21 protein-coding genes and 1 riboswitch are annotated in these 21,310 nt (G+C 32.8%); of the genes, 4 read left to right on the forward strand and 17 right to left on the reverse strand.

The annotated features are described in order from the left end of the window. Positions 1-102 precede the first annotated feature (102 nt). The gene (gene glmM, locus NLM59_RS06705; RefSeq protein ID WP_304416991.1) at positions 103-1,485 is read right to left on the reverse strand and encodes a phosphoglucosamine mutase; all 1,383 of its coding nucleotides are present in this window, start codon (positions 1,483-1,485) and stop codon (positions 103-105) included. Between the two features lie 139 nt (positions 1,486-1,624). Here glmM and NLM59_RS06710 point away from each other — a divergent pair, with 139 nt between their 5' ends. Beyond that, positions 1,625-1,879, forward strand: a complete 255-nt coding sequence (locus NLM59_RS06710; protein WP_304416992.1) for a GlsB/YeaQ/YmgE family stress response membrane protein — start codon at positions 1,625-1,627, stop codon at positions 1,877-1,879. 73 nt (positions 1,880-1,952) lie between these two features. On the opposite strand, the gene NLM59_RS06715 is transcribed toward NLM59_RS06710, so the two are convergent. Next, positions 1,953-3,044, reverse strand: coding sequence for a M42 family metallopeptidase (locus NLM59_RS06715; protein WP_456238418.1), 1,092 nt, complete (start codon positions 3,042-3,044; stop codon positions 1,953-1,955). Positions 3,045-3,104: 60 nt separating this feature from the next. Here NLM59_RS06715 and NLM59_RS06720 point away from each other — a divergent pair, with 60 nt between their 5' ends. Beyond that, positions 3,105-3,785, forward strand: coding sequence for a DUF4294 domain-containing protein (locus NLM59_RS06720; RefSeq protein ID WP_304416994.1), 681 nt, complete (start codon positions 3,105-3,107; stop codon positions 3,783-3,785). Positions 3,786-3,856: 71 nt separating this feature from the next. Here the strand turns inward: NLM59_RS06720 and NLM59_RS06725 are convergent, their stop codons facing one another. The 5 genes from NLM59_RS06725 to NLM59_RS06745 all read right to left on the reverse strand — a co-directional run bounded on the left by NLM59_RS06725 (position 3,857) and on the right by NLM59_RS06745 (position 7,865). Next, entirely contained in the window at positions 3,857-4,414 is a 558-nt protein-coding gene (locus NLM59_RS06725) for a hypothetical protein (RefSeq protein ID WP_304416995.1), read from the reverse strand. 292 nt (positions 4,415-4,706) lie between these two features. After that, positions 4,707-5,225 (reverse strand): YceI family protein, encoded by a 519-nt coding sequence (locus NLM59_RS06730; RefSeq protein WP_304416996.1) that lies wholly within the window; start codon positions 5,223-5,225, stop codon positions 4,707-4,709. A gap of 57 nt (positions 5,226-5,282) precedes the next feature. Beyond that, positions 5,283-6,002, reverse strand: a complete 720-nt coding sequence (locus tag NLM59_RS06735) for a pirin family protein (RefSeq protein ID WP_304416997.1) — start codon at positions 6,000-6,002, stop codon at positions 5,283-5,285. A gap of 251 nt (positions 6,003-6,253) precedes the next feature. Further along, positions 6,254-7,129 (reverse strand): AraC family transcriptional regulator, encoded by an 876-nt coding sequence (locus NLM59_RS06740; RefSeq protein WP_304416998.1) that lies wholly within the window; start codon positions 7,127-7,129, stop codon positions 6,254-6,256. A 160-nt stretch (positions 7,130-7,289) separates the two neighbouring features. Next, positions 7,290-7,865 (reverse strand): MliC family protein, encoded by a 576-nt coding sequence (locus NLM59_RS06745; protein WP_304416999.1) that lies wholly within the window; start codon positions 7,863-7,865, stop codon positions 7,290-7,292. Between the two features lie 375 nt (positions 7,866-8,240). Between NLM59_RS06745 and NLM59_RS06750 the strand changes: the two genes are divergently transcribed. Beyond that, positions 8,241-9,086 (forward strand): T9SS type A sorting domain-containing protein, encoded by an 846-nt coding sequence (locus NLM59_RS06750; protein WP_304417000.1) that lies wholly within the window; start codon positions 8,241-8,243, stop codon positions 9,084-9,086. A 94-nt stretch (positions 9,087-9,180) separates the two neighbouring features. On the opposite strand, the gene NLM59_RS06755 is transcribed toward NLM59_RS06750, so the two are convergent. Then, the gene (locus NLM59_RS06755; protein WP_304417001.1) at positions 9,181-9,669 is read right to left on the reverse strand and encodes a hypothetical protein; all 489 of its coding nucleotides are present in this window, start codon (positions 9,667-9,669) and stop codon (positions 9,181-9,183) included. A 167-nt stretch (positions 9,670-9,836) separates the two neighbouring features. After that, complete coding sequence (gene tyrS, locus NLM59_RS06760) at positions 9,837-11,045, reverse strand: tyrosine--tRNA ligase (protein WP_304417002.1); 1,209 nt, start codon at positions 11,043-11,045, stop codon at positions 9,837-9,839. Positions 11,046-11,467: 422 nt separating this feature from the next. On the opposite strand from tyrS, the gene NLM59_RS06765 reads away from it, so the two are divergent. Then, on the forward strand, positions 11,468-13,021 hold the full coding sequence (locus NLM59_RS06765) for a serine hydrolase (RefSeq protein WP_304417003.1): 1,554 nt from the start codon (positions 11,468-11,470) through the stop codon (positions 13,019-13,021). A gap of 71 nt (positions 13,022-13,092) precedes the next feature. Here the strand turns inward: NLM59_RS06765 and NLM59_RS06770 are convergent, their stop codons facing one another. The 8 genes from NLM59_RS06770 to NLM59_RS06805 all read right to left on the reverse strand — a co-directional run bounded on the left by NLM59_RS06770 (position 13,093) and on the right by NLM59_RS06805 (position 21,251). Then, positions 13,093-13,731: a hypothetical protein gene (locus NLM59_RS06770; protein WP_304417004.1), complete on the reverse strand. Its 639-nt coding sequence runs from the start codon at positions 13,729-13,731 to the stop codon at positions 13,093-13,095. A gap of 136 nt (positions 13,732-13,867) precedes the next feature. Further along, positions 13,868-14,497: a hypothetical protein gene (locus NLM59_RS06775; RefSeq protein ID WP_304417005.1), complete on the reverse strand. Its 630-nt coding sequence runs from the start codon at positions 14,495-14,497 to the stop codon at positions 13,868-13,870. Positions 14,498-14,550: 53 nt separating this feature from the next. Beyond that, positions 14,551-14,643: riboswitch (SAM-I-IV-variant riboswitch) on the reverse strand. A gap of 137 nt (positions 14,644-14,780) precedes the next feature. Next, on the reverse strand, positions 14,781-15,578 hold the full coding sequence (locus NLM59_RS06780; protein ID WP_304417006.1) for an arylamine N-acetyltransferase family protein: 798 nt from the start codon (positions 15,576-15,578) through the stop codon (positions 14,781-14,783). A gap of 86 nt (positions 15,579-15,664) precedes the next feature. Further along, the gene (locus NLM59_RS06785; RefSeq protein ID WP_304417007.1) at positions 15,665-16,003 is read right to left on the reverse strand and encodes a DUF6150 family protein; all 339 of its coding nucleotides are present in this window, start codon (positions 16,001-16,003) and stop codon (positions 15,665-15,667) included. Between the two features lie 38 nt (positions 16,004-16,041). Further along, positions 16,042-16,338, reverse strand: a complete 297-nt coding sequence (locus tag NLM59_RS06790) for a cupin domain-containing protein (protein ID WP_304417008.1) — start codon at positions 16,336-16,338, stop codon at positions 16,042-16,044. A gap of 355 nt (positions 16,339-16,693) precedes the next feature. After that, positions 16,694-18,919, reverse strand: a complete 2,226-nt coding sequence (locus NLM59_RS06795; RefSeq protein ID WP_304417009.1) for a TonB-dependent receptor plug domain-containing protein — start codon at positions 18,917-18,919, stop codon at positions 16,694-16,696. Beyond that, positions 18,879-20,546, reverse strand: a complete 1,668-nt coding sequence (locus tag NLM59_RS06800) for a M23 family metallopeptidase (RefSeq protein ID WP_304417010.1) — start codon at positions 20,544-20,546, stop codon at positions 18,879-18,881. The genes NLM59_RS06795 and NLM59_RS06800 overlap by 41 nt, the downstream gene beginning before the upstream one ends. Before the next feature lie 75 nt (positions 20,547-20,621). After that, positions 20,622-21,251 carry a carbonic anhydrase gene (locus tag NLM59_RS06805; protein WP_304417011.1) on the reverse strand — a complete coding sequence of 210 codons (630 nt, stop codon included), beginning with the start codon at positions 21,249-21,251 and terminating at the stop codon, positions 20,622-20,624. Positions 21,252-21,310: the final 59 nt, after the last annotated feature.

Consider the following 21,310-nt stretch of genomic DNA (forward strand, 5'->3'; position numbering starts at 1 on the left):
TTTTAGAAAGATTATTTAAAGCTTTAAAAAAGAAAAAAGGAGCAGAAATTTAATTCTTGCTCCTTTCATTTATTTTAATGTTTAAAGTTAATCTAAACTATTTTATATTAAAGACTTAACAATAGTAATCATTTTATTAGCTAATTCATCAGCCTCTTCTTGACTCGTGCTTTCAGTATACACACGAATGATAGGCTCTGTATTCGATTTACGTAAATGTACCCATTCAGTAGGGAAATCAATTTTAACACCGTCAATCGTGTTTACTTCTTGATCAGCATAATGCTTTTCAACCTTCTTCAATAAATCATCCACATCAATTTCTGGAGTTAATTGAATTTTATTTTTGCTCATAAAATAGGAAGGATACTCAGCTCTAAGTTCGCTAACTTTTAGTTTTTTCTCTGCTAAATGCGTTAAAAATAAAGCAATACCGATTAATGAATCTCTTCCGTAATGCAAATCACCGAAGATAATACCTCCATTTCCTTCGCCACCGATTCTAGCTCCAACTTCTTTCATTTTCTCAACTACATTTACTTCACCAACTGCCGATGGGAAATATTCTTGTCCGTGCTTTTGTGCAATATCTCTAAGTGCGCGAGATGAAGAAAGGTTAGAAACCGTAGGACTTTTAACTTTACCTAAAACATAATCAGCAACAGCAACCAAAGTATATTCTTCGCCAAACATTTCACCGTCTTCAGAAATTAAGGCTAAACGATCTACGTCTGGGTCTACTACAATTCCAAAATCGGCTTTGTCTTCTACTACTTTAGCAGAAATCTCTGTTAAATGCTCCTTTAAAGGCTCTGGATTGTGCGGAAAATGTCCCGTTGGTTCACAATACAATTTAGTGTAAGAAACACCTAATTCGTCTAATAAAGGTGGAATAGAGATTCCTCCCGTCGAGTTCACAGCATCTATGGCTACTTTAAAGCCGGCTGCTTTAATTTTATCAATATCAACTAAAGGATGCTCTAATATTTTAGCAATGTGTTTTTCAATTCCAGTTGAATCTTCAGTGTATTCACCTAAGTCATCAACTTCAACAAAGTCAAAAGCTTCGTTCTCGGCAATGTCTAAAATCTCTTCACCATCTTTTCCAGAAACAAACTCACCTTTATTATTTAATAATTTCAGCGCGTTCCATTGTTTTGGATTGTGACTAGCTGTAAGTATAATACCACCATCTGCTTGATATTCTGTTACCATCATTTCAATGGTTGGCGTAGTAGAAAGACCAAAATCAATTACGTCAATTCCTAATGCAGTTAGGGTTGAAGTCACTAATTTATTAACCATTTCACCAGAAATCCTTGCATCTCTACCGATAACGACTAAGGTTTTGTCTTTTCCAGAGTTATTTTTTAGCCACGTACCATAAGCGGCTGCAAATTTAACTGTATCCACTGGTGTAAGATTGTCTCCAACCGCACCTCCAATAGTTCCTCGAATACCTGATATTGATTTAATTAGTGTCATAATTTTCTATTGATTTATGCAAAGATAGAAGAATGTTAAGAAATTAATTTAGGCAAATGTTAAAGTTTTTTTGAAATTGTGATAGTTTGGAATCCTATTTGTAAGTTTATATGACATAAATCATTAAAATTTATTTATTATGGGAATTTTATTATGGCTATTATTCGGTTTAATTGCGGGAGCAGTTGCTAAAATGATTTCACCTGGTCCAGATCCAGGAGGATGGATTGGTTCAATCGTAGTTGGTATCTTAGGAGCAATGCTAGGAGGATGGCTAGGGTCTATGCTATTAGGTGTAGATGTTGATGGATTTAACATTTCTAGTCTTCTGATTGCAATCGGTGGAGCTCTTGTGTTATTGCTTATTTATAGAGCAGTAATGGGAAGAAGATAATCTTTTAATTACATAAAAAAACAAAAGCTCGGGATATCCCGAGCTTTTTCTATTTAAACATTTTTAACTTTAATTATTTATCGAAATAATTAAAACTTTGGTTGTTTTTTAATTTTAAAACTGACTTATAAATTAAGTTAATTAAATTTTTAACATCATCTTTATGTACCATTTCAACAGTAGTGTGCATATATCTTAAAGGTAAACTAATCAATGCAGATGGAACACCGCCATTACTATAAGCAAAAGCATCAGTATCTGTACCTGTCGCGCGTGAAATAGCAGATCTTTGGAATGGAATATTATCATTTTCCGCAGTTTCAATGATTAATTCGCGTAATAAATTATGAACTGCAGGAGCATAAGCGATTACAGGTCCTTTTGAACATGCTAATTCACCTTCTTTCTTCTTATCCATCATAGGTGTTGTTGTATCGTGCGTAACATCTGTAACGATAGCAACATTAGGTTTAATGGTTTCTGTAATCATTCTTGCCCCATTTAAACCAACTTCTTCCTGAACAGAATTCGTGAAGTAAACGCCAAAGTCAATTTTGTCTTTATTTTCCGAAATTAAACGAGCAACTTCTGCAATCATAAACCCACCGATTCTATTGTCTAAAGCACGACAAACAAAATAGTTATCATTTAATACATGGAACTCGTCTGGATAGGTAATTACACAACCTACGTGAATACCTAATTTTTCTACTTCTTCTTTGTCTTTGGCTCCTACATCAATCCAAATGGATTCAACTTTTGGGGTTTCCTCTTTTTCTTGACCAATTCTTGTATGAATAGCTGGCCAACCAAATACACCTTCTATAATGCCTTTCTTAGTATGAATATTGACACGTTTAGAGGGAGCAATCATATGGTCAGAACCACCATTTCTAATGACGTAAATTAACCCATTATCGGTAATGTAGTTCACATACCAAGAAATTTCGTCTGCATGTGCCTCAATCACTACCTTGTATTCTGCCTCTGGATTGATGATACCATAAGCAGTTCCGTAGTTATCCGTACGAACTTCGTCTACATAAGGTTGAATATAATCCATCCAAAGTTTTTGGCCCGAAGACTCATATCCTGTGGGGGAAGCTACATTTAAATAATCCTCAAGAAATTTCAATGATTTCTTTTTATAAAACTTATCTTTCATTTTAATATCCATAAGATGTAAAATTAAGAAATTGGGTACAATATTTGTCTTTGATGAAGTATGAAATATATTGGTTTTATTGGGCTGTCTTTATTAGCCCAGCTGGTATTTGGGCAGATTGAGGATAAAAATGATATGAATTTTCAGTCAGAGATCTCTGATCATCAGATTGATTCGGTGGATTGGAATTATCACGAAAGGATTCAGTTAGATGATACGAAGGCTTATGCTTTGAATTTAAAAACTGATGACGAAAAGAAATATTATCTATGGCTAGAGAAGAGGGTAGATGATGTATATCCATTTGTGCAAAAGGCAGTTTATGAATATTATTTTGTAAAAGATTCTGCGCGTAAAATTGAAAATAAACGCGATAGAAAGAAATACATTAATGAGCACTATCAAGCCCTAGCAGATGAGTATGAAAGTAAATTGAAGAATATGACGACCTCTAGAGGCCAGATTATGACACGATTGATTGAAAAAGAAACTAAGATTACCACATATGATATGATTAAAGAGCTACGTGGTGGAATGAATGCTTTTCTTTGGAATGCAGCAGGTGGTGCTTTCAGTATAAATTTAAAAGATAGATTCGATCCACAAAAGACACGAGAAGATAGATTTATTCAAGTTATTTTACAGCGTGGAATAGCAAGTGGCAAATACCCTGAAATTTTGGATAGAGAAATTAGAAAAGATAGAATTAATCCTATTTTACAAGCTTTTGGTAGGGAATAGGATAGGATTTATATAAAATTATAAAGGACAGTTTAAATTTTAAACTGTCCTTTTATTTTGTCTTAATTTAATTATTCCCAATCGATTACTAGATTTAAGAACTCAAAATTGGCCTTATGTTTATTATCTCCTCCATCTAGATTGGAAGTTGTGATTGTCCCAACTATTTTACTTAAGCGATCGATGTTGGGTAAAACATTTCTAAAAACAATACTGTTTTGTAGTAATTGATTATAAGGAACATCCAGATTTACGTATTTAAATCGAGAATTAAATAAGGATTTAACAGGATAAGATTTACCCATTTCATCATATGCTTGAATTAAAGGTGTGCCTGAATCAACTTTTTGATTGGGCAACTGGTGTTTCATAGTAAAAATGACTTCAACCGTTTGATCGTTCTTATTCCCTTTAACCTCGATAACTTTCATTTCATAATCCTTGTGAAAGCTTTTTACCGTTATTTCATCTGATTTAGAATATAAGTCACAAAAATCGGCTTTGTTTTGTAGGATTTGATTTTCTTGCTTCAAAGCTTCGATTTCGCTTCTTAATTCTTCTACCGATTGTGCATTTATTAATGCGCATGACGAAAGCGCCAAAGCCAAATACAGGAAAGGTTTTCTCATAAATATAAGTTTATAATGATTTGATTTGAAGCTATAAACTTAAATAAAATACTAGCTAAAATCAATCGTTTTATAAAAAATAATGTTTGTTTAGAATAATTTTAAAGCTTCTCTTAAGCTTAAATTATTAAGTTTTATGTTGAAAATTGACCTTTTATTGAAATCAAACATAGTTGGCAGATGGATTGAAAATTGATTTTAGTGCGAAACTCAATCCTAAAATATAATCCATAAAAAAGGGATGAATCAAATTCACCCCTTTAGAATATTTATGTTATGAACTTAGTTTTAATTAAGCCTCTTTAGTAAACTGTAAGTCGATTACTAATCTAACTTTATCAGAAACTACTACACTACCAGCTTCAGTTACAGCTCCCCAAGTTAAGTTGAAATCTTTTCTGTTGATTTCTCCTTTAGCTTCGATACCTGCTTTAGTTTGTCCGTAAGGATCTACTGCAACACCGTTGAAATCTGCGTCTAAAGTAATTTCTTTAGTTACGTCTCTGATGGTTAAATCACCAACTAATTTATCACCGTCGAATGATTTAGAAACGAATGTCATTTCTGGGAATTGCTCTGTGTTAAAGAAATCATCTGATCTCAAGTGAGCGTCTCTATCTTTGTTTTTAGTGTTGATAGATTCAGTTTTAGCAGAGAAGTTAAAATCTGCATTTTTGAAATCGTCACCTTCTGTTTTAGCAGTAGCTTGGAAATCTTCGAAATGTCCAGTTACAGTTGAAATCATCATGTGTTTAACTTTGAAAGAGATTTCTGAGTGTACGGTGTCTAATGTCCAGTTTGTATTTTTCATTTTTGTAAATTTTTATAAATTAATAATTATTTTTTGTTGTTTTATGTATTTCTAATTTTATGCTTCTAAACTCATTGGAACTTCCATTAAAAGAACTCTAGCATCGTCTGAAGCTTTTACTTCAAAGCTATCTGTATCCCAAATTCCCATTCCATCACGTCTAGATAGTTTCTCTCCGTTGATTTCTACTTCACCTTCTAAGATAAATGCATAAACGCCATTTCCTTCTTTTTTGATATTATAGGTGTCTGAATTTCCTTTGGTGAATTTTCCTAAGTGGAACCATGCATCTTGATGTACCCAAACTCCTGATTCACCTTGGTTAGGAGATAGAATTTGATAAAATTCATTATCTTTTTGGATATCTCTGATAGATACTTGATCATATCTTGGCTCAACATCTTGTTTATTAGGGATTACCCAAATTTGTAAGAACTTAACTTCTTCTTTTTTGCTATGGTTGTATTCTGAGTGTTGAACTCCTGTACCAGCGCTCATTACTTGAACATCACCTTCTCTAATAACAGTAGTGTTCCCCATACTATCTTTGTGCTCTAAGTCACCTTCTAAAGGAATAGAAACAATCTCCATATTAGCATGTGGGTGCGTTCCAAAGCCCATTCCTGGAGCTACTCGGTCATCGTTTAATACACGAAGAACACCGAAGTTCATTCTTTCTGGATTGTAGTAATTAGCAAAACTAAATGTGTGGTGTGAATGTAACCATCCGTGATCTGCTTTACCTCTTGAGTCTGCTTTGTGAATTATTGTTTTCATAGTTGTATATTTTATTTTTCTCTAACTTTATCACTACTTTTTTTCTCTTAATGAACCGAAAGTAGATTTTAAATTTAATCTCAATTTGTTTTAATAAGCTTGGAATATGTTATCCCATTTACTTGTTAAAACAAGGTTTTTGATAAATTTTTTACGATTCACATCTCTTGCTTTTTGTATACTACAAAGGTCTAACTATTCTAAGTTCTGTGGAATATGAAAAAATGAGATAGTCTTGTAAATTTCCGACATTATTTTATTTTTTCTTTAGATTTGAAGCTAGAGGGCGATATTTGGGTGTTTTTCTTGAAAAAAGCACTAAAATTTCCAGGGTCATTAAAACCTAATTCATAAGCAATTTCTTTATTGGTTAAATCAGTAAAATATAATAGTCTTTTGGCTTCGGTTGTAATTCTTGCCATAATATACTCCTTAGCCGTTTTCCCCATCTTCTCTTTGATGGTTCTATTTAAATGATCTGGAGTAATAAATAACTCTTGCGCATAAAAGGACGTAGAGTGTTCCTTTTTGTAATTTAAATCCACCGTAGTTTTAAAATCTCTAATAATTTTATTCGCTGGACTATCAAGTTCGCTATCTTCTGGATTGATAGAACAGATATTATTGCACTCAATCAATAGAAGTTTTAAATAAGCTCCAATAGATAAGTATCGCATATGGGCATCGCTGTGATATAGTTTGTGAATTTCCTCAGCAAAACCAAGAATGTTTTCAAATTGTGATGGATTTGGTTCTAAAGGTGGACTCTGACCATAGTTATCGAATAGTTTCAATCTTTCTATAAAGCTGAGAGAAATGGAACTTTCGATTAAAAACTGGTTTGAAAAAACCATTGAATATCCAAATGACTTTTCTGATTCAATTACCTGATGCACCTGGCCGGGCGCTACAAAATATATTTGAGAGGCTGCTAAATCGTAGGTATTAAAGTCAATTTTATGTTTTCCCTTAGCCTTAATAATAATAAGTACCGTATAATAATCATGACGATGTGGTTCATCTACTTTACCATTACGTTTTTCGTAGATATCCTCCATCTTAGAGATTCCAAAACTCAAACTGCTCTCATGTTGATTTACTTTCTGATAAATCTTAAGGTTTTCCATTTATTACACGTTGTACTATAAATTATATATAAAAAACTATTTACTAATATAATGAAAATGAATTTACTTGCCTAATAAGCTATATTAATTTTATATTAAAAAAAAATCCTCAGAAATAATTCTGAGGATTTAAGTTAGCTAGTTAGTTAGTTGCTAAATATTAGTTTTTGAAAATTACTTCTCCGTCTTTTTTCAATTCAAGTTTTTCACCTTTCCCTCTTAACTCATATTGGTCGTTTTTATACCAAGTACCAGAGGCAGCTTTTTGACCTTCTAAATCGATTTGATCACCACCATTCAAATATGCTTTAGCTGAATTGTCTGCACTATTTACTTCTAAATGTAGTGTATCACCAGCATCGTTAGCGTATTCAGTTGTGATAATCTCGTCTGCATGACTGAAGATAACTTCACCGTCTTTAGAGAAATCAACATTATTTCCTTTACCTATTAATTCATAAGTATCATTTTTATACCAGAATCCAGAAGCAGATTTTTCTTGTTGTAATTCAACTGTCTCACCTTCATAGTTCACTGTAGCAGTTCCTGCAGTGTTGTTAAAAGTGATTTCAATCTCCTTACCGTCTTTGTTTTTAGTAGTAGTTGTAACGATATCCTCGTCTGTTGTTTCTACAGTTTCTGTTTCAACTATAATGTCGTCTTGTTTAGTTTCTTCTTTACAAGAGCTTAAAAATATTGCTGAAAGCACTGCGAATGATAAAATTGTTTTTTTCATTTTTTTGTTTGGTTAATTTTAATTTGACTTAAAATTGAATTTATAGCTCAATTTAATTCGTCGCAGTAGTTAATTCAATGACCGTGCCACAGACAAAAGTCATTAAGTTAAAACAACATAATTTAACATTTCAATCTTTAATGATTTATCAGAACTAAATTTTGTTCAGATTAAATTGTATTATTTTGATAATTAGTAGTTTGAGTGCTTGTTTTAAGAGGTTTTTTTGAATATAAAAACTTACTTTAAAACATTAATTTATAAATTGAAAGCTAGTCTAAATACTATATTATCCTTAATAAATAATTCAAAATCTTTAGCCGTTCTTAGTTTAAAGAAATATATTCGTGTCTTATCAAAAAAAATAAATTATAGATGAGAAACTTTACTTTATTAATTTTTGCCATTTTTATGTCCTTAGGACTTAATGCGCAAGAAAACGAATGTGCCATTGAGGTCCAAGAGGGTGGTGGAAATGCTTGGGGAGAATTGCATAAATATATCTTTGCTAGCGATTTTGTTCTTCAACCTAATCAGGTTTTTAATTTAACTTCACTTAATTTTAATGCTATTCTTACTCCTGGAAAGCCCGTAGAAGGCGCGACTATCTATTTTTACGAAGATACAGGTATGGGGCCAGGAACTGAGTTAGGTTCTCAAGAAATTTCCGAAGTGGAAGTTGATGTTTTTGGGGATTATGCGAATTTAGATCATGCTACTATTTCATTAGACTTAAATACTCCTTTTCAATTTGTAGGAAATGCTGATACAGAAACTACTTATTGGGTTGGAATCATGATAGATTTCGAGCAAGAATCTATGTCATATATAGAAGTAACTTCGGAATTTGATACTGCAAATGCAACCTATTTTTATGATTTCCAATCGGAATCTTGGATTAATGGAGACAATCCTGCTTGGCCTATCGGAGGATTTGAGCATGCAATGGTTTCTTTATATGGAGATTGTGAAACATTAGTTGTACAAGATCTTACGGGAACTAAGTTTAATCATGTAGTTCATGACAATCAACTATTTGTTGAGCATTCTAGATCGATTGATGAACTTATAATTTATAATAGTCTAGGTCAGCAGTTAATTGAAAAGAAAGTAAAATCAGATAAGGCTAGAGTTAATTTACATAGTTTAAAACCAGGTGTTTATATTGGGAACATCAAAGTTGAAGGAGAAATCAAGTCTTTTAAATTTGTAATTAAATAATCCCAATTTACTTTTAGGAAATAAAAAACGAAAACCGTCTCATTATGGGACGGTTTTCGTTTTTTTATATAATGTCGGAATTAAATTTTTTAAATTATTCTTTAGGTGTAAAGATTTGATTTGTGAAAGGTGGTGAATCTGGAATCTTAATTTCAATAAACTCCATATCTACCGCAATATGACATTGATTACATGTATTTGTCAAAGTCTGATAACTTTGTGTAAAGGCTGCCTTATCTTTATTTTCAACTGCCTCTTCTACTTTTTCAAGTGGTTCGATAATCATATCAATGTATTGAGTTTCTTCTCTTGTCGCATGAATCTCTTGAATGTCATCAATTGCCTCTTCTAATTCATGAAGCTCGAAGTCTGCAAGTTCCCAATTTTCATTTTGACCAGCGAACCATAATTTAGCATGATGCGTTTGAATGAACCCCATAAAGTCACCAAACCCAGGCTTATAGGAATTCTCCAACTGATTTTCTAAGCTATCTATCCGCTTTTCTAGAACTGCAACTGGTTCTTGTGGTTGGTTACATGCCAATAAACCCATGCTAAAAATGCCCAAAAGTATTTTTCTCATTATTAATATGTATTAAAAACTGCACCTTTCTTGTTAGAGGATGCAGTTGAATTTATAAGTCCTAATATAAGAAATATTTTATTAATGAGGAATTTACGTCTGGATTAGGATTATTCCTGATACTTGTTTTGACTTAAATTAATGTTTCAAGTAAACGGTTTTCAGAGTTATTTCACCAATTCATAAAAGTCTCTTTTCCCGATTTTGATTTTTAATCCTTCCTCCAAGTTAATATTGGTGTAAGGATCTTGAATTTTTTCATCATTAATACGAACGCCGCCGCCTTCTATCAATCTTCGGATGGCAGATTTGGTTTGTCCTTCTTTTAATTGAAAACTTAAGTCAACTAAAGTTAAACTTGAATTCTGAGCGTTTAAAGTTTTTATAGAAATAGGATCAAAGCTCTTTTCATCAAACTTTTTATTTTGAAATTGATTTTCAAAGAATTCTTCTGCTTTGTTTGCTTCATCTTCATTATGATATTGCGAAATAATATTTTTAGCAATCACTTTTTTAATATTCATAGGGTTTTCACTTGAGTTTAAACGTGTCTTTATTTCATTTTTAATATCAATAGAAAAATCAGTGGCTAAATCAAGAAATTCCTCGATCAAACTATCTGGAATCGACATGGTTTTCCCGAACATATCATTCGGCTCATCTGTTAAGCCGATGATGTTATTCAATGATTTACTCATTTTTTCTTTTCCATCCAATCCCTTTAACAAAGGCATACACATCACCGTTTGTGGATTCATTTCAAATGTTTCTTGGAGTTGTCTTCCCATGGTGCTATTAAACAATTGATCGGTTCCGCCCATTTCAATATCAGCTTTTATTTCTACCGAATCATAAGCTTGAAGAATAGGGTAAACCAGTTCATGCATGGCAATAGGCGTATTTTCTGTAAATCGCTTATTAAAGTCGTTTCGGTGCATTAGTTGCGCTACCGTCACTTTAGATAAAATTTGAATAATATCCGTAAAAGAAAGTTGATCTAACCAATCAGAGTTAAACACAATCTTTACTTTTTTAATATCCAAAATCTTTGAAAGTTGGTTTAAATAAGTTTGCGCATTGTGTTGAACTTCTTCGGCAGAAAGTGGTTTTCTACTTTTATTTTTACCAGTTGGATCACCAATTCTAGCAGTGAAATTCCCTACTAAAATCACAATTTGATGTCCTAAATCTTGAAATTGCTTTAACTTTTTAAGTACAACAGCATGACCCAAATGTAAATCCGGCGCAGTTGGGTCAAAACCGAGTTTAATATTAAGCTTACGATTCTCTTTTTGGGCCAAAGCCAATTTTTCTTCTAGTCCATTTTCAGGAAGAATAATTTCTACATTTTCTTTTAAGATTTGTAATGTTTCCATTTTGATTTTGTTGAAATAAAAAAGCCCGAGCAATTGCTCGGGCTTTAGGTTATAATGTGTTTTTGATATCTTAAATTAAATTTAAAGTATACACATGCGCCTTCCGAGCAGGGATTATGATAGCATAATAAGTGCTGAAATAAGGAAGACGTAATATGTTGTTTAAATGTTTCATTTACAGCTGCAAAGTTAAATCTTATATTTTTGATTTGCAATTTGAACTTAAGAACTTAATTTTTTCATTGACTCTAATCTTACAATTGAAAAATTGAAAACATGTTTTGAATTTTCGTCTATTTTAAACTTTAAATAAACCAAAGCTCCTCAAATTGAATCACTTTAGGCTTTTAAGGTCATGCAGAAATACACTTAAAATCCATAGTCTAAACTTCTCATTATATTTGAGCTAAATAAATTAAAACATGATGAGAAAACATTCAGAGTTAATAACTGCTTTGTTGATTGTATTTGTTGGAAGCTTATTTTCACCAGCATTTGCTCAATCGCTGCCCGAAAACTTCGATAATTGGGTTAAATCTGCACAAAAGGATTGGAAAATCCCTGGAATGGCCATTGGAGTCGTAAAAGATGGCGAAGTAATTTATGCCAATGGATTTGGTGAAAAAGAATTGGGGAGTGGAGAAGCTGTAGATGCCAACACGATTTTTAGTATTGCCTCGGTCAGCAAGAATATGACGGCCGCTGCATTGGGTATTTTAGTGGATGAAGGAGTTATTGATTGGGATGATAAAATTACGCAGCATATTCCTTGGTTTCAAATGCAAGATCCTTGGGTGACGCGAGAAATGACAATTAGAGATGCTTTGACACACCAAGTTGGTTTAGGAAGAAAATTAGGGAATAGATTGCAATTTATGACGGCTAGCCCTAGAGATAGTGTGCTTTATCAAATGAGATTTATGGATCTAGAAAAACCATTTAGATCTGAATTTGTTTATAATAATGTGATGTATTCTCTTGCAGGACAAATCATTGAGCATACAGACGGCAGAACTTGGGATGAGTTTTTGACAGAAAAACTTTTCGCTCCTTTAGAAATGAATTCAACCACTACGAGTATTTCTCAAATAAAACTGAATGATAATCAAGCTTATCCTCACCAAGAAATTGAAGGCAAAGTTGTGCGAATTCAAAGAAGAAACTGGGACAATGCTGGACCTGCAGGTGGAGTGAACTCGAGTGTGAATGATTTGAATAAGTGGATGATGATGCAGTTAGGAACTTCAGGAGACTATAAGGGAAAAACTATTGTTTCGAGTAAGCAGATGAATGAAATTCATAAACCGCAAATGGTAAATAGACCCAATAATGCGATGAGTCCACAAAGTTCTTATGGTTTTGGTTGGAATATTTTAGACTATAAAGGAAAGAGAGTTTTAACACATGGAGGTGCTACCGATGGATTTAACACAGCTATGTATTTAATGCCAGAGCTTAATTTGGGAATTGTAGTCGTTGGAAATACATTTAACTCCTTAGGAAATGCCGTGGCTTATCAAGTGATGGATGCTTATTTAGGAGGAAATGAAGTAGATTGGAATCAGCGTTATTTAGCATCTTATCAAAAACGTTATGATGATGCTATGGCAGAGAGAAATAAGATTCATCAAGCAAGAGTTAAGAAAACTAAACCAAGTTTGAAATTAGAAGATTATGTTGGTGTTTATCGATCCCAGGCTTATGGTAAAGTAGAAGTGAAGCAAGTTGGAAAAGATTTAGTACTTCATTTTTGGGATACAGAAGGCTTAGAAGCAAAACTTGAACATTGGCATTATGATACTTTTAGAGCAGTTTGGAAAAATCCAGCTCAGCGTGAAGAGTTTATGCAATTTCACTTAAATAAAGATGCTAAAGTTGAGGCTTTAGATTTTGAGTTTAATTTAAGACCGATGTTGTTGCAAGTAGGAGCTTATCCTTCTAATTATACTCATACAGAGAAATTTATCAAACAATAAATCTTTGCATATTATTTATTAAAGTACGCAAAGTTTAAATTAAAATAATGTCTGACCAAGAGTGGATTATCTTACTCTTCGTCAGACATTAATATATTATAATATTCCTCTAATCGTTCTGGTAGGATTTTTCTTCTGAAAAACAGTTCATTAAAAACTTGAACAAATCTTACGGTGTTTCTAAAATCCTCTCTCTTTATATAAATCTCATGTTCGACGACTCTATCTCCAGTTCTCCCTAGCTGTTCTCTCATGATATTAACGATTGTATCTAGCATCAACTTGTTGGGACCAAAAACTCGTAGATTAGCTTTTTCTGCGTCATGAAAATCATAATCTAAATAGTCGTGATTGAATGAATCAAATGTATTTAAACCTAGGTTTTCATTCCTGTAAGTCCAGATTTTAAGATCTACTTCGGAATACATAATTTGATCATATTCCAGCATTTCTTTTTCGAAATATCTTTCATGTTTATGAAACCTTTGAATGTCGTATAGAAGTTCATAAATCCAAATAAAAAGATATTCGGGGTCGGGTTTATCACAAAGGCAGGGTAAAGTCAGGTCAGTCGGGCAAAATCTACAAGACCAATGATCTCTATAGAATTTATATCTTTCCCAATATTGATCTAACCAAGTTTTTACTTCTTTCATAGAAAGATGCACCGTTTTTGATTCGAGGAAGAAGTCAACCAAATCCATGTTCATAAGCGGAAGGTGAATTTATTTAAAGTGAAAACTAAAATACAGTAATTATTGAAAAATGCATTAAAATCAATTTTTAATTTATAAAAATTGAACGAAACCATAGGTTTTATGGTTCCGTTCATTCCAAGTTTTAAAATTAAATCTTCGTAGAAGGACTACTTTTTCTAACGGCATCTATCAGCTGTTGACGAAATATTTCCCTTTCTTGATCCGTCATTTCACTGGTTCTTTTACCATTTCTTACCGAAATAGTAACTCCTGATCTACATTCACTAGGAATATCTAATTTCTTTTCGGCATCCATTCTCCTGATAGTTGTTACCATACCACCAGTTCGCGTAAAAGGACTGATACCCCAATTTTTGTTCATATACCTAACCAAATCGTGTCTTGTTTTTATATCCAAGGAATAGAAGAACTGAAATGATGATAAAGTATTCAATTCTTCTTGATTAATTGAATGTTGGTGAGGCAGGACTAAAAGCCATTGAATTTCAGAATCTTTACTAAAATTACGGTCTTCAGTAGAATTATTGAACACTTCAATAAATTGCTTGTTTTTACTGAAAACCAAGATTTGTTGTTGAGTTGACTCTAATTTCTCTAAAATAAAATTTGTGCGAGGGTGTTCAATGTCTAGTAAACATGCTTGTGTGTCGTAAGCCAAATCATGCTTTTCTTTATCAGCATAATTTTTGATTAAGACATCTGTTTCTAGTGATTTAGCATCTAAATCGGTAAACGAAAGTTGAATAAGAAATTTCATACAAATAAATTAAATAGTTAATAATGATTTATTTGTATTTCGAAAAAAATGGAAGTTTGCGTTTATTTTGACGACTGTCCGTATTATTTTACCACCGTGGTGACTACACTCGGTTGGTACCTCTTTTGAGGTTCGAAATACTTTGCAAATATAAGAAGTTTTTGGAAACTTTTAAAGTTTAAGTTTTCAAACGTTTGAAATTAGCTATAGGATATTGTTAAAATAATTTGAATTCCAAAAGTTAATGGGTTGATAATTAGCCTATTAAATTTATTTAGAAAAATTAATTCAAAGGTTTTAATTCCGAGTAATCTGCGTCTAATTGAATGCCGAATTCCCTTTCTAAAACTTCTAAATAAGTTGCATTATCTTCTAATAAAATGTTTTCTTCTTTGCCATTTATAGTTTTTTTCAATCGGTCATTATATAAAGTTTTAATTCCATTTTCTACGGGAAGTGCAGCAATGCGTGCCGTCATGAAAAACGAATCAGGACTGGTAGAAGTGAAGTGATTTCCCAATTTTAAGTCAATGTCCAATACCGGGCTTAAATCAAAACTATATAAGTTTTTCCAGTCATCGGTGGTTTTGTTTTGAAGCATGTAGCCAAACATTTCACTTTGGATGATTCGATAATTAATTCCCTCAAAACTTACAATTTCGTTAGGGATTAACGGAATTGGAGTTCTAGGAGATTCAGATCCGAAACCTGCGTCTACTAACCATGTATCATCACCTAAGTTCACTAAAGTGGATTGATGAGTTCTTCCACCTGGCTCACCGGATAAATGTACTCTTCCCAGAACAGGTCGAGCTTCAAAGCCAAAACTTTTCAGCGCTATCAAAAGAAGTGCGTTGTTTTCAAAACAGTAGCCTCCGCGTTTGTGTAGAACTAATTTATTGAAAATAGAAGATGGGTCGTTCGCAATTTTTCTATTTAGACAAATATCGAAGTTTTCAAAAGGAATGCTTAAATGTTGTGCTCGATGAATTCTTTTCAAACTTTCGAAGTCAACCGAAATATCTGAATTCAAGTTGATTCTCTTTAAATATTTCTCTTGATTAAAATTGAAATCGCTCATTATTTATAAACCCTTATCGATGTACAAACCTAAATAAAGTTCTTCAATTCTGGGTATTGAATTAGTAATCTAACAGAATTAAATATTTAATACATCAAATGTTTTTTAGACTGTTTTAACCAGCCTGCTTGGGATTCATAATCCACAAAGTAAATTTTTAAATCCGCTTGGCTTTCGTAATCCACAAAATATATTTTTTTCTGTGCTTGAGAGGAATAATCTGTGAAAAACCATTTTCCTTCGTTGTCGGTCGCTCTGCTTTCATATTGAACTCGGTAGACTTTTAAATCGGCTTGACTTTCATAATTCACCACATAAACTTTTACGTCAGCTTGACTTTCATAATCTACAGTAAATACTTTTTGGGCGTTTATGTAATTTGAAATCAATAGTAGGCTAAAGAAGAGTAGGAGCTTTTGAAACATGAAATTGGATTTAAAGGATGGGCATTAATTTAAAATAATTACTTAAAAAATTGAAATTCAATTTCTTTTGGCATGAAATGGATTCCTTTTAAGTCAGATTTTACCATGATTTGATGTTTGACATCTTGAGGAATTATAATGGCATCACCAGGTTTTAATTGCTTTTCTTCATTATTAATATGCAAGATACATTCTCCTTCGTGAATGAATAAAATAGACTCCAAATTAGCTTCATGCATTGGTAATAAATCTCCTGCGTTGGCTTGCATTTGTTTGGCTACCAACTTAGATCCAGAAGCTAGTAGTTTTACTTTAGGGTTCGTAACATTGTTCATAATAAAATATTTTAAAAATTGAAGTGTGGTGTTAATCTCATAAGACAAAAATGAAGATACGAAATTTCTTTTATAAATATTAGATAGTTAGTAAGTTAGGGGGTATTTTAGAGATATAAAATTATAAGGTTTTTAAATATGAATGCCTTTTAAGTAAAGGAGAAGACATAGACTAGTCTAAAACACTTTTAGCCTGATATCAGACGACTTTGTCTAGGATTTTAAAATTTATATAAGTTTATCAGAAACTCAATATATATTAATTACAAAGATTAAATTATAAGATTGAAGATAAATAAAAAGCCCCGTAAAATGTAATTTACAGGGCTTTATTAAGGTTTAATTTTTAAATCTTTTAAAACTTCATCATCAATTTAGCATTGAAGAATCTTCCAGTTAATCGATTCGGAACGCCATAAATAATATTGGAGTTTACATCGCGAATCCATTGATTAGAAACAGTGTTTTTAATGTTGAATACATTGAAAATGTCTAAGCCAATTGAAAATTCCTTGAAGCTATCAAACATAGCAATATTGCTAGCGTTTTCTCGGTCTTTAATAACTTTAACCAAACCAATATCTACACGTTTGTAGTCTGGTAATGTTGTTTGGAAAGCGTAAGGATCGGTAAGTACCGGAGCTCCGTTTGGTAATCCTGATGCGTAAACCAAGGTTGTATTAACTTTAAACGTTGGAAACGACGGCATATAATCTTGGAAGAACAATGATGCCTTAAATCGAGGGTCTGTAGGTCTTGGTAAATAGCCTCTATCGTTGATGTTTTCCTCTACACGAGCATAAGATAAACTCAACCAAGAATCAGCATTTTTCACAAACTCTCCATGTATTTTAGCATCGATACCATACGCGCGACCTTCTGAAATGTTTTCTCCGTAATATTTAATCCTAACATTGTCTAAGTAATAAGGAATTAAATCGTCCATTTTTTTGTAATAAACTTCCGTAGAAAGTTTAAAAGGAGCGTTTAACATTTCAAACTCATAATCGTGACCGGCAATGATATGAATTGACTTTTGCGCATTAATTTCTTTATTTAACTCTCCATCTGGTGTTCTTAATTCTTTATAAAAAGGCGATTGAACGTACATTCCTGCCGAAAGCCTAAACAATTGATCGGTAGTCCAATCTGGTTTGATAGCAAATTGCGCTCTTGGACTGATGTTAAACTCTTCGTTGTAATCCCAATAGGTTCCTCTAACACCAAAGTTTAATAAAAAGCGATTTCCATTGGTTTCCCATTTTTTATTATACTGGGCATATACATTAAAACGATTACTCTCTAACTTATTTTTAGCTGAAAAATGATAGTTTAATTCTAAATCATCTGGATTCACTTGTCCCGGTCCATAATAGGGAGTTGGGTAGTAAGGGGTGTTGTTATAGCCTGCAGAATCAATTAATTGCCATTCATTTAGCATGTCTCTAATGTCTTCTTTTTGACCCGAGAATCCCCATTCTAAATTATTGTTAGCATTAAATCTATATTTTCCACGGTGTTGAATTCCAGCGACTAACATATCTAAATCATTTCTTGCATGATCTATCTGTCCACCAATATCTAAAGTTTCTGTTGCTCCACCTGATTCAGGATTAATTTTCTTAATTAAATAAGCTCCAGAAATATCAAAATATTCTTCTTCAACCGAGTGATACGAGAACACATCTAAACTTAAATTCAGCTTAGAACTGGCTTTATGATGTAGAGAAACTGCTCCAAATTTAGTCTGAAATCTGTCTTCTTCTTTTCCATCATAAAAAACGGTCAGATTAATCGGGTTTTCAGAAGTACCGAAGTTGGTAGATCTGGTATTAGGAACTTGCTCAAACAACACATTTGAGAAATTTCCAATAAAGTTTAATTTCCATTTCGGATTTAGTTGATATTCAATATTGGCTTGAATATCATAGGATTGTGGATTGAATTCGGTGTCGTTGTCTAAGGTGTTTAAAATTAAATTTCTATTAAGATAACGCGCGCCCACCAAAGCAGATAACTTACCATCTTTAGTTGCGTGTCCTGCGGTTATATTTCCGCCCATTAAGCTTAACTCAGCACCTAATTCAAATTTCTTGGGAGTTCTATAAATTACATCAAGAACACTACTCATTTTGTCACCGTATTTAGCTTCCCATCCACCAGCTGAGAATGAAACTGCAGCTGCCATATCTGGGTTCAAAAAACTTAAACCTTCTTGTTGTCCACTGCGAATTAATTGTGGTCGATAAACTTCGATTCCATTAACATAAACCAAGTTTTCGTCATAATTTCCACCACGAACCATATACTGAGAACTTAGCTCTGTATTCACACTTACATAAGGCAAAGTTTTAAGTATATCGGTAAAACTCCCTGTTAAACTCGGTGTAAACTGAGCATCAGATGCTTGAATTTCTATGTTTCCAATCGGTTGACTTTTAGTTCCTTGGAAGACAACTTCATCCAAAACAATGCTGTCACTTTGTGCTTGAGCTTGTTGAGATAAAACGAATAGGAGCAGACCTGTTATGAAAAAAGGCTTAACTCGATTTTTTGAAATTCGCTGTATAAGTTGCGACATTGTTTTTTCCATCTGTTATTTTTAATTCCAACTTGTGGTTACCTTGTTGTATTCCTTCTTTTTCTAAATCAATGCTGATGAGATTATTTTTCTTATCATAAGAACTTAAAATCCATTTTCCATTGATGTAAGCATCATGTCGATCAACACCCGATTGATCGTCTTTTACTCTAAAATTCATCGTAGAAGAACTTGCACTGAAAGTGGCATTTTCTTTTACATTTAATGGCGTAATTGTCGGTGCTTTATCGTCAACTTCAACTTTAAAAACACCAAAATCTCTAACATCTGCAATCAATTTTCCGTCCTTGTATTTGGTCGGAAAATAATCTGTAGTCATTCGTCCACCATAATTATACTTAACTGCAATCACAGCTTTGTTCAACTGATGAACGGGTATGTTTTTAGGATAAATTGCCAACGTATAAAACTTATGCAAAGGCACTTTATCGTTTTGAATATGATACTCGCCGTTTTTATATTGATAATCTAACTGAATATCCTCGTAGAAAGATTCCTTGGGAAATGATAATTCAATGTCATCATTTTTGAAATAATTCTCACGATCCCAGTACAAGTAATTATCGCCTTTCACAATCTCCTTAGATGCTGGAGGAGTCTTTCCTACGATTTTAAAAGATCCTTCTGTTGTGTTTTTAGCATAATCCGTCAGAACTACTTTTATGTTATAAGTTTCACCTTCTTTTAAGTCGATAATTCCATCATTCTTAAGATTAGAAACCATTCTCAACTTATTTCCAGGAACTTGAAAACCTTGATAAATCCAAGATTTATTGGTCATATATTGGGCGTAATCTGTCTGACAATTAATATATCGAGTTTGGTCGAATGCGAATTGATTGGCGGTAAACTCCCAAATAATCTCATCGTTAGCGTAAATTTTAATATTATAAACGCCATTCATGTTATTTGCTCCGTTGTGCTTATCATAAGCTTTAACACCGATTCCCACTTTACCAGAAGCATAAACAGGAGAGTTAAATTTATGAGCGCCTTCTAGATCATATCTTTTTCTACCAGCAGCATCTCCATTTAAGGCGTAGATATACATTCCGTTTAAAAGAGGAGCTTTGGTGTCGGCAATATCATAACCAAAAAGGAATGGATTGTAAACTTCTTGTGTTTTCGTATCTCTAATTTCAAAATGCAAATGCGGTCCTCCAGAACTACCAGAGTTTCCAGATAAACCAATTATATCACCTTTCTTAACTGGAAGTGCATCTTTTGGAACAGAAATATCAATTGAGAATTTCTGTTGTTGATATTGTTCATCTCTAGCGTAGGTTTCGATGGCTCCCTTGAACTGTTGCATATGTGCATATACAGAGGTGTAACCATTCGGATGTGTGATATAAATTGCATTCCCGTAACCACGCGGAGATATATTGATTCTAGAAACATATCCATCTTCAATGGCATAGATATTATAACCTTCTCTTTGATTGGTTTTAATATCAAGACCAGAGTGAAAATGAAAGCCTCTTAGTTCCCCAAAATTACCGGAGAGATAATTATCAATTCCTAAAGGATTTCTAAAATTATTGGGATATTCTTGTGCATTAATGAATGTGCCAGATATCAAAAATGCCATCAAAATTTTCTTCATGTTACAAATATAATTAATAGGAGTAGAGAAGTTGTAGCAATTCAATAATAACTGCCTTTCGACTAAATCTATATGTTATTCTCCTAAACGATAAATCTCCATGATTTCGTCTAGGATTTCATCGAAATCAATTTTAAGATCAATCAACCTTCCTGTTCTCATATCGAAAACCCAACCATGAATTTTCATATCTCTACTGCGCATTGCACATTGAACAGCTGCCATTTTTACAACATTAATGGCTTGTTCTCTTACATTTAATTCAACAAGTCTGTCGTATCTTTTGGCTTGATCCTCAATAGAGTTCAGCTCTTTGGCATGTTCGCGATAAACATCTCTAATATTTCTAAGCCAAGGGTTTAAAATACCTAAATCTTTAGGTTCCATGGCAGCTTTTACACCACCACAATTATAATGACCACAAACTACTATATGCTTTACTTCTAAATTTGTAACAGCATAATTAATAACACTTTGCGCATTTAAATCTATGGCATTCACCACATTGGCAACATTTCTATGAACAAAGAGTTCACCTGCTTTCATGCCCATTAAATCCTCTGCAGGAACTCTAGAATCAGAACATCCTATATATAAAATTTCAGGTTTTTGTCCAGCGTTAAGTTCCTCAAAATATTTTGGATTCTCGCTAAGCTGTCTATCTATCCATTCCTGATTGTTATTGAATATCTTCTTAAAATCCATTCGTTATCATTTCGGATAAATATACTGCATTGAGTTTATTTTTAACCAAAAATTAATTC

The organism is Profundicola chukchiensis (assembly GCF_029664245.1).
GTDB classification, from domain to species: domain Bacteria; phylum Bacteroidota; class Bacteroidia; order Flavobacteriales; family Weeksellaceae; genus Profundicola; species Profundicola chukchiensis.

Bases quoted from the DNA above. Each gene is read 5' to 3' on its own strand.
- glmM (WP_304416991.1), bottom strand. From the start codon at position 1,485: ATGACACTAATTAAATCAATATCAGGTATTCGAGGAACTATTGGAGGT.
- NLM59_RS06710 (WP_304416992.1), top strand. From the start codon at position 1,625: ATGGGAATTTTATTATGGCTATTATTCGGTTTAATTGCGGGAGCAGTT.
- NLM59_RS06715 (WP_456238418.1), bottom strand. From the start codon at position 3,044: ATGAAAGATAAGTTTTATAAAAAGAAATCATTGAAATTTCTTGAGGAT.
- NLM59_RS06720 (WP_304416994.1), top strand. From the start codon at position 3,105: ATGAAATATATTGGTTTTATTGGGCTGTCTTTATTAGCCCAGCTGGTA.
- NLM59_RS06725 (WP_304416995.1), bottom strand. From the start codon at position 4,414: ATGAGAAAACCTTTCCTGTATTTGGCTTTGGCGCTTTCGTCATGCGCA.
- NLM59_RS06730 (WP_304416996.1), bottom strand. From the start codon at position 5,225: ATGAAAAATACAAACTGGACATTAGACACCGTACACTCAGAAATCTCT.
- NLM59_RS06735 (WP_304416997.1), bottom strand. From the start codon at position 6,002: ATGAAAACAATAATTCACAAAGCAGACTCAAGAGGTAAAGCAGATCAC.
- NLM59_RS06740 (WP_304416998.1), bottom strand. From the start codon at position 7,129: ATGGAAAACCTTAAGATTTATCAGAAAGTAAATCAACATGAGAGCAGT.
- NLM59_RS06745 (WP_304416999.1), bottom strand. From the start codon at position 7,865: ATGAAAAAAACAATTTTATCATTCGCAGTGCTTTCAGCAATATTTTTA.
- NLM59_RS06750 (WP_304417000.1), top strand. From the start codon at position 8,241: ATGAGAAACTTTACTTTATTAATTTTTGCCATTTTTATGTCCTTAGGA.
- NLM59_RS06755 (WP_304417001.1), bottom strand. From the start codon at position 9,669: ATGAGAAAAATACTTTTGGGCATTTTTAGCATGGGTTTATTGGCATGT.
- tyrS (WP_304417002.1), bottom strand. From the start codon at position 11,045: ATGGAAACATTACAAATCTTAAAAGAAAATGTAGAAATTATTCTTCCT.
- NLM59_RS06765 (WP_304417003.1), top strand. From the start codon at position 11,468: ATGATGAGAAAACATTCAGAGTTAATAACTGCTTTGTTGATTGTATTT.
- NLM59_RS06770 (WP_304417004.1), bottom strand. From the start codon at position 13,731: ATGAACATGGATTTGGTTGACTTCTTCCTCGAATCAAAAACGGTGCAT.
- NLM59_RS06775 (WP_304417005.1), bottom strand. From the start codon at position 14,497: ATGAAATTTCTTATTCAACTTTCGTTTACCGATTTAGATGCTAAATCA.
- NLM59_RS06780 (WP_304417006.1), bottom strand. From the start codon at position 15,578: ATGAGCGATTTCAATTTTAATCAAGAGAAATATTTAAAGAGAATCAAC.
- NLM59_RS06785 (WP_304417007.1), bottom strand. From the start codon at position 16,003: ATGTTTCAAAAGCTCCTACTCTTCTTTAGCCTACTATTGATTTCAAAT.
- NLM59_RS06790 (WP_304417008.1), bottom strand. From the start codon at position 16,338: ATGAACAATGTTACGAACCCTAAAGTAAAACTACTAGCTTCTGGATCT.
- NLM59_RS06795 (WP_304417009.1), bottom strand. From the start codon at position 18,919: ATGTCGCAACTTATACAGCGAATTTCAAAAAATCGAGTTAAGCCTTTT.
- NLM59_RS06800 (WP_304417010.1), bottom strand. From the start codon at position 20,546: ATGAAGAAAATTTTGATGGCATTTTTGATATCTGGCACATTCATTAAT.
- NLM59_RS06805 (WP_304417011.1), bottom strand. From the start codon at position 21,251: ATGGATTTTAAGAAGATATTCAATAACAATCAGGAATGGATAGATAGA.